Annotated in this window: 11 protein-coding genes; 10 read left to right on the forward strand and 1 reads right to left on the reverse strand. The window is 54.7% G+C overall.

Features of this window, described 5'->3' with window-relative positions; genetic code table 11:
• The first annotated feature begins 5 nt into the window (after positions 1-5).
• Positions 6-359, forward strand: coding sequence for a DUF6277 family protein (locus ACUXAC_RS03510; RefSeq protein ID WP_004935323.1), 354 nt, complete (start codon positions 6-8; stop codon positions 357-359).
• Between the two features lie 263 nt (positions 360-622).
• On the opposite strand, the gene ACUXAC_RS03515 is transcribed toward ACUXAC_RS03510, so the two are convergent.
• Complete coding sequence (locus ACUXAC_RS03515) at positions 623-850, reverse strand: hypothetical protein (protein WP_019453435.1); 228 nt, start codon at positions 848-850, stop codon at positions 623-625.
• 237 nt (positions 851-1,087) lie between these two features.
• Between ACUXAC_RS03515 and ACUXAC_RS03520 the strand changes: the two genes are divergently transcribed.
• From ACUXAC_RS03520 to ACUXAC_RS03560, 9 genes are all read left to right on the forward strand, one after another.
• A complete protein-coding gene (locus tag ACUXAC_RS03520) occupies positions 1,088-1,378 on the forward strand; it encodes a hypothetical protein (RefSeq protein WP_038872271.1) in 291 nt (96 codons plus the stop codon).
• A 702-nt stretch (positions 1,379-2,080) separates the two neighbouring features.
• Positions 2,081-2,656 carry a helix-turn-helix transcriptional regulator gene (locus tag ACUXAC_RS03525; protein ID WP_060420452.1) on the forward strand — a complete coding sequence of 192 codons (576 nt, stop codon included), beginning with the start codon at positions 2,081-2,083 and terminating at the stop codon, positions 2,654-2,656.
• Positions 2,657-2,762: 106 nt separating this feature from the next.
• Positions 2,763-3,632, forward strand: a complete 870-nt coding sequence (locus ACUXAC_RS03530; protein ID WP_412008168.1) for a hypothetical protein — start codon at positions 2,763-2,765, stop codon at positions 3,630-3,632.
• Positions 3,633-3,666: 34 nt separating this feature from the next.
• On the forward strand, positions 3,667-9,453 hold the full coding sequence (locus ACUXAC_RS03535; protein WP_454266483.1) for an amino acid adenylation domain-containing protein: 5,787 nt from the start codon (positions 3,667-3,669) through the stop codon (positions 9,451-9,453).
• Between the two features lies 1 nt (position 9,454).
• Positions 9,455-10,282, forward strand: coding sequence for a Cof-type HAD-IIB family hydrolase (locus tag ACUXAC_RS03540; RefSeq protein WP_060420458.1), 828 nt, complete (start codon positions 9,455-9,457; stop codon positions 10,280-10,282).
• A gap of 105 nt (positions 10,283-10,387) precedes the next feature.
• Entirely contained in the window at positions 10,388-10,621 is a 234-nt protein-coding gene (locus ACUXAC_RS03545; protein WP_038872255.1) for a hypothetical protein, read from the forward strand.
• 78 nt (positions 10,622-10,699) lie between these two features.
• Positions 10,700-11,098 carry a hypothetical protein gene (locus tag ACUXAC_RS03550; protein WP_060439610.1) on the forward strand — a complete coding sequence of 133 codons (399 nt, stop codon included), beginning with the start codon at positions 10,700-10,702 and terminating at the stop codon, positions 11,096-11,098.
• 71 nt (positions 11,099-11,169) lie between these two features.
• On the forward strand, positions 11,170-12,648 hold the full coding sequence (locus tag ACUXAC_RS03555) for a PhoPQ-activated protein PqaA family protein (RefSeq protein ID WP_454266484.1): 1,479 nt from the start codon (positions 11,170-11,172) through the stop codon (positions 12,646-12,648).
• 648 nt (positions 12,649-13,296) lie between these two features.
• Complete coding sequence (locus ACUXAC_RS03560) at positions 13,297-13,836, forward strand: fimbrial protein (RefSeq protein ID WP_454266485.1); 540 nt, start codon at positions 13,297-13,299, stop codon at positions 13,834-13,836.
• The last annotated feature ends 39 nt before the right edge of the window (positions 13,837-13,875 follow it).

Consider the following 13,875-nt stretch of genomic DNA (forward strand, 5'->3'; position numbering starts at 1 on the left):
TAAACATGTTAGATCCAGCCAAAATTTTAGAAACCATGAAGGCCGGCGGCAATTTGGGCACCAACTCCCAATCGTCGCTGAGCCAGCCGTTTATGCAAGGCGTCAGCAATATTCAAATGTCGGGGCCGGATGCGGCCAAGTCGGTCATGAGTAACGTGACAAAATCTTGCGATGATATGTTCGGCAATATGAAGGGCATTTTTAATGGGCTGCAGTCGAATGTGAACGCACACCAAAAAATGCAAACGGGCGAACAGCCGAAAGATTTTAATGTTTCTATGGACGATCTTCGCCCGGCGATTGCGAAAGGGTTCCCGCACGAAATGGCGGACTTCTTTTCCAAAGTGCCGAAACTGTAATCTGCAACTCGGTGGGTAATTTAGCGGGGGGCCGAAATGCCCCCTGGTATTCACAAGGAGAGGTGAGATGATCAACGAATGGATGTTAAAAAATGCCAACAAACGCATGGGCTTTTTTATTGTAGTGATCCCCAGCCTGTTTTTTTGGATGATGCTTTTTCTGACCTTTTATCTTTTTTGATTCTTTGAGGTAAAAAAAAGCACCCGCTAAGGTGCTTAAAGTGAAACGAATTAAAAAAATAGGAAGGGATGAAAATGCGTTATTACAGTTTTGAAATGATCTGCAATCCGCTGGAGATCAGCGCATCGACGGCCAGACCAATACCTTTACCGATGGTGCCGACAACGGTTTTGGCATCCGGGTTAACACCGGCAATCGCGGAAATGGTATCAATACCGGTTCCCACTGCACTGCCAATCAGTGTCCCTACGTCACCAAAAAAACCAGCACCGTTCACTTGTTCAATTTCAATTGCGGATAGTTCTTTCATGATTGAAACTCCTTTTTCAGTTAGCCCTTTACTTCAGGCAATTTCATTATTGCAAATCAGGTCTTTTTTTCAACAGAAGTATTACTATTTTTTATACTATTCTGTTGTTTGTTATTTTAATTTCGTATCGTTAGAGTATATATTGCCGAAGCCTGATTTTCGTCTCCCCGCTCGTGCTGAATGAGGGATGCCGGTTTTTATTTTCAATCTGAATGACCTATATCTGAAGGGGAATTTATGAAGGTTTTGACGACACCGGAAAGACCTTTCCGCTATGAAGATCTGGCGGAAAAAATTGTCACCGAGGCCAGAAGCCGCTTGGGCTGCGCCGCTCTGCGGTTTTTAGACTGCCTGATCCAGGGGTATGGCCCGCCGGTGATTGTCTTTGATATCTATAATAATCACGGTAAGTTGCAAACGGTGAAACTGATTCTCCCCATCGGAAGTCATAAGCAGTTAAAAAAAGATCACCTCGGGCTGATCGCCTGCCTGGAGGCTAAAAAACTGGTGAGATTAAAAAAGATATAAACAATGTTCCGCATCGGCAACACCGATTGAGTTCTTCTTGTTTTTCGTCACACCGCTGAATAATCTCTGTCCCTGCCTGGATTCTCTTATATCCACGGACGATGCGTTCGCCTTTTTTCAACCCATCAACGCATTTTTTTGGAATCACTTATCGCCATAAAGTGTAGCTTTTCTTTATGCATTTTTTTTACAATAGGATTAATATGGTTATAGAGGGTTTTTTAATATGGCCTGCCAGGGTAACGGCACATCTCGAGATAAAGCATTATCCCGTCTTTCTTCTAAGTAAAGTCCTAAACCATAATCGGATGCTCTTAACAATCAATACAGAGCCGTGTTATGTTCTATATTATGTTTTTTTCGATATTTATCTGGATATATTGCGCTCTTGGAGTAAAATTAACTTATCAGAGAAAATTATTGGCACCGTATCACGGATGGCAATGATGCACTATAAATATATCTTACGGTAACCCTTTACCTTGTGAACGCGGTACTTCCCCGCGTCTTGCTTTTGTGTGCTCTCCAGGGCTGATGAGTTTATATCATTATATATAAAATACACTTTTTGCGAGGCGAAGACGTTTCCGCATCGCATATAACGCTTTTTTATTAAAAAGCATCTCAAAACTAAAAAATAATCACAGCAATCATATTGCAGTAAGGAGAGTGGGCAAGCGTAGTCAAAAGGGAGGTTTGTTAATGGAGCGCGTCAATATTGCTATCGTCGATCAAAATCAATTTTTCAAGCTTGGGTTGGGGCTCGCCTTGCAAGAGGGTTTTCTCCAGAATGGTGTCAAGGCCAAGATCACGGGAGAGGAACGGGCCAACATTATATTCCGGGCGCCGGATAAGCGGGTGTCCATCAATTTTTGCCATACCCAGCTTTTGCAGGGCAACTTTTCTTCTATTCCGCTCTATTTTTCAATACTGGAGCATAAAACGATTTTTCCAAAAATCCATTGCAATCTAGAGGCCGGAAGCATTACGCGCAAAGACGGCGTGGCGGCGATCGTGGATAAGGTCATGGTTTGCTATCGCAAGAAAAACAGTTTGGTTTCAAGCTATTGCCCGCGTTGCCGCACCCAGTTGACCTTTAGCGAAGGGAAGGTGTGCCGTCTGATTCATCTGGGATACTCGCAAAATCAAACTGCGATGTTGCTCGGCATCAGTCCGAAAACGGTCAGCATTCATAAACGCTCTGCGATGAGAAAACTGAATATCGATAACAATATTGAATTCTTGCGCTGGTTAAAAATGCACAGCGACTCTTGTTAATGGAGAGGGGGAAAGTGACGATCTGATTCGGTATTTTTACCGGCGCAGGCGGCGATCGTTCATGGTTGCCGCCTGGCATGGAATAGGTTTTATAGGGAGATAAAACATGGCTGATTTTGTAAGGGAAACGGTTTCCAAAAATCATTTCAAATTATTGCAGGACCTTTATGGCAGAGATCTGGGCGGGGAGCGTTTCCTGCACTGGAAGCATCTGCTCGATCCGCATTGTGGCGCGCCAAGGGAGAAGACGGGCATATTCTACAAGGATCGCGAACGTTATCTCGGGATGTTCGTTTCAAGCTTTTATCCCTTTAAGATCAACGGTGTTGGTGTCAATGTCAATATGCTTGGCGATCTTGGCATCCATCGTCAGGTAAAGTCCGCCACCGTACTGAAAGATTTTTTCCTGCAGGCCAGACGGTCGGACGTGGCGGCGGATATTTGCTTTTCCGATGACAGGAAGATCCGGGTTTACGAAAAAATATTTAGAAAGTATTTAACAACCAACACCCAAATCTATCCTTATGTCGAATTAACCTTAAAGCCTGACAAGTTTATGGCATTTCGTTTTGCTGAAAGTGGGCTCGCACAGCAGGCAAGCTTCATCAATAATTTAGGGCGGGAAAAAGATCGCCGCGCCTTTGAGTATATTGAAAAACACCCCCTGTACCATAAAATTCATTATATCAACAAAGGCAGCCACTACGCCGTGATTGGCTGTTCTCATGAATGTGCCGAACTCTTGGATATTTCCAACCCTTCCAGGGAGTGTTTTTCCTGGGCCATCGGTGTGTGTCGGCATCTGCATAGCCGTTGCAAAGTAATGATCCCCCTCGCTTTTTATAAGTCGGTTTGCGCTCAGGCGGCGGAGGTCATTTCAGAAAAACGCATCAACATGCTTATCGGCTATTACTCACAAAAGATAAGCGATCTGATGCCGAAAGAGGTTTGGGTATGCCGCATGGATCGCCGTTAAGCAGGGCTTGTGTCTTCTAAATGGAGTGTTTGTCATGGAAGAAATTCCTGTATCACCCTACTCAAAAGTTTTTATCGATGAATATGATCGCCATCCTGAAGGCTGCAATTACAACGTATTGGTGCTGCAGCGAATTGAGGGCGCGTTGGATCCCATCCGGTTGCAAGCCGCGCTGAATGCGCTGGTGCAAGATCATGTTCTGCTGAACAGCCATATTCATGAACAGGATGGCGAGCTGTATTGGCGCCGCAATGACGCAATCCATCCGTTGCAGCATTACACGGACCGTACGCTGCTGACGCAAGTGATTCGCCGGCCCTTCGATATTTACCGCGGGCCGCTTTATCGTTGGGCACTATTCGCCGAGGGGGAGCGGCGCTATACCTTGGCGTTGGTCGGCCACCATCTGGTGATTGACGGCGCCTCTTCCGACGAGTTTTTCTCCCTGGTGAGCCAGTACTATCGCCAGCAGCGGCTGGCGACGCGCGTCGAGGCGGCCGAGATCGCCGCCGTTAACCGGCAACTACAGCAGGAGGTGAAGCAACTGGCCGCCGAGGGGGCGCTGGCGCATTGGCGCGCCGAAGCGGAAAGTTTGGGCGCGCTCGAGGTGCCGTTTGAGCGAAGCGGCGCCGGCCGTGAAGACGAAGCGGGCGAGCTGCGCTTCCACTTTCCCAAAGCGCAATGGAAAGCGCTGAAACAGGCCTCGGGGATACGGCGAGTGAATGATTTCCTGGCGTTGCTGGTGCTGTGGGGCATCTTGATGGCGCGCAGTGGCAATCAGGAAACGGTCTACATCAGCTATCCGGTGTCGATAAAGAAGGGGCAAAAGTTTGCGCTGGGCGGCCATGTGAACACCAGCGTGTTGCCTCTCTCTTTGCGTGACGGCGCGAGTTTTTCCGACGTTTATCGACGGGCGCTGGCATTTATTACCGCCGCGCCGCCGCAGTCGCGCCAACGTTTTAACCAGCTGCCCACGCAAGAGGTGGTGCGGGCGTTGGGGATCCGCGCGTTACCGATCTCCTTTGCCCAAACCAACTTGCGCGATGCGGCATTGCCGCTGGCCGATTGCGCCACCTGGCCGCTATTCGAAGCCAATCACGATATGGCCAGCGCGGCGCTCTCGCTGGAATACGAAGACCGGGCCGATATTGATGCGTTGCAGTTCCGGTTGCGCTTTCGCCAGGGCATGTTTGACGAGGAAGACATGCGCGACTGCGCGGCGCATTTTACTCGCCTGATGCAACAGGCGATGAGCGCGCCTGACGCCCCGTTAAGCCACATGGCCTTCTATCCCGCCGCCGACAGGTCGCCGCCGGATAATGAGAGTCTCCCGCTGCCAGGGGAGACCCTCAGCGCCCGTTTTGAAGCGATCGCGCAACGCTATCCGGAAAACATCGCGCTGGAGTATGAGGGGCTGCGCGTCAGCTACCGTGAGTTGAACGGCATGGCGAACAGCCTGGCGCGCGAGATCGTGCTTCGCTATGCGTCGCTGACCGGGGCCGAGCCCCAGGCCGACGCGCCGATCGCGCTATACAGCGAAAAAAGCCTGGAAATGGTCGTGGCGCTGCTGGCGGTGCTGAAAACCGGCGCGGCCTATGTGCCGATCTCCTGCCATTATCCCCAGGCGCGTATTCAACATATTCTTGCGGAAACGCGGGCGGCCTTGGTGATTGCCGGGCCCTCTATGCAGACGGCGGCGGAAGCGTTGGCGGCGATGATGCCGCATCCCCAGGCCGTGCTGACACTGGGCGATCTGAGCCGCCTGCCGCATGAACGGCATAATCTGCCGGTGGTCACCGCCGCCGAACGGCTTGGCGCGATCATTTATACCTCGGGATCGACGGGAGTGCCGAAAGGCGTGATGCTCGAGCAACAGGCGATGTGCGGGTTGGCGACCGCGTCCGGCATCGCGATTACGCCCGAAGATGTCTTGTTGTTCCTGTCCAGCCCGGCGTTCGACGCGGCGACGTTCGAAGTGTGGGGTGCCTTGCTCAACGGCGCCAAACTGGTGGTTATCCGCGACACGGAAGATATCGCCGGCGATGTGCCGCAGCTGGAAGCGCTGCTGCGTCGGCAGCAGGTGTCGATTCTCTGGGCCACGCGCAGCCTGTTCGATCACCTTTATCTCAGTAATGCGGAGCTGTTTGCCGGGCTGCGCTATCTGCTGGTGGGCGGGGAGGCGCTGACCGCCACGCTGATGCAGCGCCTGGTGCGGCAACCTCACCGTCCGCAGTGGGTCATCAATGGCTATGGCCCCACCGAATGCACCACGTTCACCACGATGTACGCTATCGCTCCAGACGAAGCGCGCAGCAGCATTCCCATCGGCAGAGCGATACCGGGGCGCGAGCTCTACGTGCTGGATCGCTGGCTGCAGCCGCTGCCGCCGGGGTTGGCCGGCGAGTTGTATATCGGCGGTTCAGCGCTGGCGCGCGGCTATCTCAACCAGCCGCAGCAAACCCAGGCGAGTTTTATCGAACTGAATGGCCGGCGCTTATATAAAACCGGCGATCGGGTGCGTTGGCTGCGCGACGGCAACCTGGAATATCTCGGCAGAAATGATTGCCAGGTGAAAATTCGCGGATTCAGGATTGAACTCAGCGAGATAGAAAATGCGATCAATGCCCTGGATGGCGTCGAAAAATGTGTCGTGGTGGATGTCGCCCATCGCGACAGCAAGCGCCTTGCCGCTTATTTGCTGATGGCGCGGGGCGTGGCCTGGGATCCTGCTGAGCTGCGCGCCCGGCTTGAGCGCGGTTTGCCGGATTATATGGTGCCGTCCAGCTATGTCGAGATTGACGAGATACCGCTGACGGTTAACGGCAAGTTGGATCGTTCGGCCTTGCCCGCGCCGCAATTCGCGCAAAGCGGGCGTTATGCCGCGCCGGAGAACCCGCTGGAGGCGCTGATTTGCTCTCTGTGGTCGAGCATTCTTGGCGTGGAGACCGTGGGTATCGACGACGACTTTTTCCGATTGGGCGGCGATTCGATCCAAAGCATTGTGTTCACCAGCGAATTGAGCAAGTCGGGTTACCACAGTAACTCGCGTGCGGTGTTCGAAACCAGAAATGCGCGGGCTCTGGCCCAGCGCATTCTGCGGCAGCAAGACGCGGTTACCGCGCTCAATGAACAGGGCGAGCTGCAGGGCGAATTCGAGCTGCTGCCGATTCAGCGCTGGTACCGTGAGCTGGCGCCGAACCGCGGCGCCTTCTTCAACCAGACTTTTTTGGTGCGGGTACCGCCGATGTCCGCCGAACAGGTCGCCGATCTGGTGGCCGCGCTGGCGGATCAGCATGACATGCTGCGCGCGCGTTTTAGCGTCGACGACGCCGGCGTCATCGTGGCGCAGCGCTACCTGTCAGCGGCCGACGGCGGCCCTTCATGGGGCTACTATGACCTGGCGCTTTGTCGCCAAAGCCGCGCCGAGCTGCTGCGTCAATGGCAATCGGGGTTTGATCCGGCGGCAGGGCCGATGTGCCGCTTCGTTTATATCTTTGACAGCCGCGCCCCCGGCTACGCGCTGATGTTCTGCGCGTTTCATCATCTGATCGTCGATGTGGTTTCCTGGCGCATCATCGTCAGCGACCTGCAGCGGTTGCATCAGGGGGGATCGCTGCCGGCAAAAGGCACCAGCTACCGCCAATGGGGAGAACGGTTAAGGCAATACGCGGCAACCCGGCAAGACCAATGCACTTACTGGCTGGCGATGATCGCCGGGCAGCCCGATTACGCCACGCTCAGCGGCGTGGTGCAGGCCCCTGAATTTTGCCGCTTCGAGTGCGACGTGGCGTTGACCGCGCTGCTGATGGACGGTTGCCACCAGGCCTACAAAACCTCGGTGCGCGAAGTGCTGTTAGCGGCCCTGGCGCCGGTGCTGCAGGCATGGCACGGCAGTGCGGACAGTTACCTCACGCTGGAGCACCATGGCCGCGATATCAATGACGATAAGATCCGGCTTGAGGGCACCGTCGGCTGGTTCACCGCCTTGATGCCTTTGCGCATTACCGCGCACGAGTGCCAAAAAACCACGCTGCGCGCCATCAAGGACCGGCTGAGAAAGATGCCTGACCACGGTATCGGTTATTCGGCGCTGAAATACGCTTCAGCGCCGGGCGATGAGGTGCCGGCTTGCCTGCGGCGCCACCGCCTGCCGGCCATTTCGTTCAATTATCTCGGCGCGTTCAACGAGCAGGCCGACGACGCGTTATGGGCCTTGATCGACCAAACGGCGGATTTGGAAAATGGCGCGATGCCGGTCAGCGGCAACGTATTGGATCTGGTGCTTTATGTTCACGACGATCGGCTAAGCATCGTCATGTCAGGTCTGCTGCCGCATGAAACGCTGTCGCGGATCGGGTCGCACTATGTCGACAGCCTGTCGGCGCTGGTTGAGCACTGTTGCCACGAAGCCGGCAATGGCGTTTGTCTCGCCAGCACGGGCGACTTCCCCCATGCCGACGTCAGCCTCGCCGAATTGGATCGCTGGCAGCAAAAGCATCGCCTTGCCGCCGTTTTCGAAGCCACGGTAACCCAGCGAGAGTTGATGTATTTCAACCGACTCAACCGCGAGTATCAGATCGACCAGGCGGTTTATGAGATCGCGGGGCCGTTGCAACCGGCCGTGTTGAATCAGGCGTGGGCGCTGGCGCTGCAGCGGTTTGAAATGCTGCGCGCCGGATTTGACGATCAAACCCGCCGCGGCCGGCCCAACGTCTTTATCTGCGAGACGCTGCAGGCGCCGATCGCGATGGACGATTGGTCGGATGCCGCGCCAGCCTCTCTGGAGGAACGGATGGAGGCGCTGCTGGCCCGGGAGAGGGAGACCGCGTTTGAGCTGGATGCGCCGCCGTTGATTCGCTGGCGCCTCATCAGGTTGCATGCGGACGAGCACTATCTGGTGCAGACCTTTAACCACATTCTGTTTGATGGATGGTCGCTGGGGGTCTTGTTCGGCCAGTGGTTCAACGATTACCTCGCCCTGTTGGCGGGCCGGGTGCCGGCGCTGGAGATTAACCGATTCGAGCCTTTTGCCGCCCATGTGCGCACGCACGGCAATGATCCTGAGGCGCGGGCCTTCTGGGCAGACTATTTGCGGGATGCGCCGGTCAATCAACGCTTGCCGCTGACTGCCGCACCGCAGCTCGTACCGCAGGGGCGCCGGATGCGTCAGCATGGCGACGAATTCTCCAGCGCGCAGATGGCGCGCCTCACCGCGTTTTGTCGGCGGCAGGGGATCACGGTCAACCAACTGACGCAGCTGGCCTGGATGCTGGCGCTGGCCGAGGCGCTGGCTTGCGATGATATCGCCATCGGCACGACCATGAGCGAGCGCCCGGCCGACATTGAGCAGGTGCAGACGCTGTTTGGCCTGTGCGTCGCAAGCCCGGTGCTGCGGTTGCGGGCGATTCGCCGCCGCCCCCTTTATGAGCTGCTGGATGACATCGCGGATTCACAAACCTTCCGGCAGAAATACGCCTTTTCCGAACTGAATCGATACGACGAGAATTGGGTGCCCACCTCGCCGTTCGGCAGCCTGTTCGTGTTCGAAAACATGCCGAAACCGGCGATGGATCCGCGGCTGCCATTTCAGTGCCGCGTGATGGATATCGTCAGCGGCAGCAATCACCAAACGGTGCTGTGCCTGTTCCCCGAGGCGGAACGGCTCGCCATTTCACTGTTTTATGATTCCCACGAGATCGCTCGGGAAAACATCGTCGAATTGGGCCGACGTTTTCTGATTATTGCGCTCGCGATCGCCAATCTCCCGCCCGACAGCGACATCTGCGCTGAGGACGGGATTATCCAGGCTGAGGAGGCATGATATGTGGCTGGCAGTCGACGGCAAAATAAAGTACCGGGCGATCGTGAGCGATCTTGACGGCACCTTGCTCGATCCGTCCGGGAATTTATCCGATGTGACGGTGGAAACGCTCAACATTTTACAGCGTCGGGGGTTGGAAATCGTCATTGCAACGGGGCGCTGCGATGCGGATGCGCGCGGGATCGTGGATGGGCTGGGGTTCTCGCCGGTGATCGTTTCTTGCAACGGCGCGATGGTCAACATCGAAGGGCAGGCGGTGGCGGATAGAAGCTATTTTTTGCCCGCAGAGCTGCAAACCGGGCTGATCGATTTTTTATTCGCCAGCCCGTTCCACGTGACCCTGTTCACCCGAGAGGGCTGGATGATGGCCGAAGAGAATCCGCATTTTTCTGACTACGTCAAAACGTCGGGCGTGGCCTGCCGCTATGTCGAGCCTGAGGCCATGAAGCGGCAGCGGATATTGAAGGTACTGGTGCATGGCGACGCGGCGCCGATCGAGACGCTCTTTGACCAGGTCAACCAGGCCTTCGGCAAAACGCTGTCCATCTGTAAGTCCTCCACGGAAACGATAGACATCATGGATAAGCATATTTCCAAGGCCAGAAGCGTGGCCGACTATTTGAATTCCAAACAGATAGCGATGCGCGATTGCCTCTCTTTCGGCGATGCGATGAACGATCTGGACATGCTGCGCTGGGCCGGAACGGGCGTGGTCATGGGCAATGCCATGAGCGAATTGAAACGCGCTCTGCCGTTGAATCCGGTGGCGTTGCCCAATAGCCGCAATGGCGTCGCAGACTATCTCTGTCGTGAATTCGGTCTGTTCTGACGTTTTCACCGGGCGAGGTTTATTGGCAGACATAAGGAGGTGAACGAACAGTGAGGGTTTCATTTTCTCAAAACGGAACACTTAGATTAATGCAAAGGAGCGAGTATGAAAGAACTGACTGAAGCAGAAGTTATGGCGGTATCCGGCGCGGGCATCGCTTCCGACGCCGGCAAAATCCTGGGTACGGGTATTGGCGCCATCGTGGATGCCGGCACCGGTCTTTTCGGTATCCATGCGGATGCGTCAAACGCCGGCGCAAAACTCGGTGAAGGCATTGGCGCCGTCATCGATGCCGGGATTAGCGCGTTCTCGCAGTTGTTTGGCCGCAAATCCTCTTGAGCCTCTAATGAAAAGTGCCCGCAAGGGCACTTTTAAATCAACCGCGAGCGCGGTGCAGGGAACGGGGCGGGAGGATGAATGGCAAATAAAATCATGCTGATTATGGTTATCAATCTTTTTGTGGCGGTGGCATTGGCGGTGTTTAACGTCATCTATATCCAAAAGAAGATGGATATCCGCTACCCCAGTGACGCCACCCCCTTTCAGGTCGCGGAGAAAGCGCAGGCCAGAATCCTGTCCATGAGACAGACCGCGGTGTTTTTAAACAACAATCCCGTGGTGGCGTTTACGTTGGAAATTACTGCCAAGCGCAGGCAGTTCACCCTGACGGATCATCGCGAGGTCGTGCTCTATGTCGCCATGAGTCGTTATCAGGAGAACCGCATCTATAGCGTGCTGGTGGGCGAAAACGAGAACGATGTGATGTTCGAAAAAGACAGCTTCGGCTACCCGATATTATTTCATCACGCCTCGTGAGGCTGTTGATGCCCGTTTGCCGCCGCGCTGGCCTGCGAGGGCGGGGCAACGCCAATTATCGTGGGGGAAAAATGTTAAAGATCTCCGCTTATATTACCTTGATTTGGCTGGCTTTGGCCGTCTGCCGGTACGCCGCGGCCAAGGAGGAAGACACCTGCTTCGCCGATGAGCACCCAGCATTACAGACGGTGATCCCTTGCTATAACCAGCAACTGGCCACGCTGCCCCTGTCATTTTCGTTAAAAAGCGTGGAGAGCGGCCAACACGCGGAAATTCGTCATTATCGGCTGATGTCGCAATCCTGGTCGCCGCAAGACGCGATCCGGCCGACGCAGTGGTGGCACGACGTGGACATTTATATTCCCAACGGGGCATTCACCGGTAAAGCGTTGCTGGTGATGAGCGAAGACTGCGCGTGCAGCGCCGCCGGCCCGGGAACGTCGGGCAATCAAAAGCCGGCGTTTTCCGCCGAGGCGCTGGCGGCGCAGAGCAAAACGGTGGTGGTGGTGGTCAATCGGCTGCCTTACCCGTACCTGGAATACCAAAATGAGGGACGGCGCCGTTCAGGGGCGGATAGCCGGGCGAGGGGATGGCGATTGTTCCTGGATGATGCCGATGAATATTTGATGATGCCGCTGCATATCCCGATGACGGCGGCGCTGTCGCAAACCATGACGCTGGCGCAACGCGAATTGCGCCAGTGGGGGATAGACAAATTTATCGTCGCGGGCGTGTCTGAGGGGGGAACCACGGCCATGCTGACGGCGCTTTCAGATGAGCGCATCGATGCCGTGGCCGCCATTTTCCCTGAGGGGATCGCGGCGCGGCAGGTGATGAAGCATACCTATCGCACGTATGGCGGGCGTTGGCCTTTGGCGTTTCATCCTTATTACCAACTGGGCATCGATCGGCGCATAGAGACCCCGGCGTTTGACAAGCTGATGCAGATTGAAGATCCCATCGAATATCCCCCTCTGGCCGAGCGCGGGCGGCCTCAGGCGCCGAAGTATTTCATCGTCGCCGGCGGCGACGAACGCTATCCGCCCGACAGCACGCGGTTTTATTTGAATAAGCTGCCGGGGGAGGTCTCGATGCGAGCCATCGCCAGCGACGAGCGCACGGTCCCCGAACGCGCTGTTCTGGCCTTGGTCAACCGTCGTCAGCGTGATATTGCGCTACCGACGATCGAGGTGCAGAGCAACGCCTCAGAGACGGCGCTGCGCACGCTCCGCTTTTCCGAGCCGCCGATCAGGGTGTTGCGCTGGACTGCGCATAACCGCACGGCCCGAGATTTTCGCTACTCGTGCGGCGTGCGTTATACCTCGGCGCCGCTGGAGGCGAACCGCGGTGAATTTCGGCTGAACGCCCCTGCACAGGGTTGGGAGGCCACCTTTATCGAAGCCGAGTTTAGCGACGGGTATATCGCGACCTCGCCGGTCTTTATCACCCCTGACGATCGCTACCCGATCGCCGCACCGGCGGGCGATGGCCTGGCGTGTGAAACCTTACCGGGCCGAGGGCTGGGAGAAGATTATCGCCATGACGACTAATCCCGCTGAAAATAAGACGGAGAAGCGTTTATTATGAATTGAGCATCAAAAGAACGCGGCCACATCGCTGAATTAACCTGCGTCGGAAGGGAATCGCTGATGATCGAGGGCGGTTCCCTTCCCGCAGCATGATTACGCTGATTTTATTGTCGGCGTTTTCTTATTTAAGAGAAAGCACGCCCCCATGTTTTACCGCTTCTGAACGCCTAACCTTCGCTGCATCCTCTGGTTTATCCGTCGGCTCGTCATTTCCCCTTGCAAGAATAAAAAACCTCTCCGGTTATTCGCGCTCGTGCGGTGTCTTTCATATTTGTGACGATTAATCCTTGTGCGCATTCATTGAAGGGGAAATGAGTGGATTATCTTGTGGGTGGTGTATGAAGCACGCTGATAAACATTTCCTTTTCGGCCAGAGGAATGAATCAAGAAACGCCTTTTTTTTGGTTTTTTTAAAATAAAAATAAGAATGATGCCAATTCGATTCGGGGTAATTATCTTTTCTCATCTTTACATTGATTTTATGTATTGCTAAAGAGGGAAAGCCAAGCATAATTAACTGTGAAAGGGGCGGAGCTCCTATTCGCCTTATCACGGATTAGCCGTGATAGGGATATTTTTAAGTTTGTCCAATCAAAAGGAGAAGTACCCATGATGGAAAAAAAAGTGATTATGTTGGCATTGGTTGCGGCGAGTTTTTCGAGTGCTTTGCCGGCCCTGGCGGCAGACGGGCAGGTTAATTTTACCGGGAATATTGTTGATGCCGCGTGCAAGGTCACAAATGACTTGAGTAATCCATTAAATGTTGTTCTGGGCGATGTGGCCCGAACGGCATTTGCGGGGGGCAAGGGATCCACTTCCTCGGCGACTAAATTTACGCTGGAAGTGACGGATTGTCCGGATACGGTAAAAAGCGCCACCGTTAAGTTCGACGGCTCGGCCGATAATGGTGACAACAACGTATTGCAGCTGACCCAGGAAACGGATGTCGCCACGGGCGTTGGCATCCAGCTGTCTGATATTTCTAATAATGTTCTTCCGCTTTACACGGCCTCAACGGCCTATCCGCTGGCTTCCGGCAGCGGCGTGAAAAACAATCTTGATTTTACCGCGCGTTATATTTCCACGCTTGCAGATGTGACTGCCGGTAAAGCCAATAGCGTCGCGACCTTCACGCTGAATTACAACTGATAATATTTTCTTGCCCGCTGGTTTCCAGCGGGCCGTATT

It is taken from the genome of Serratia sp. 121840015-1 (assembly GCF_053627655.1).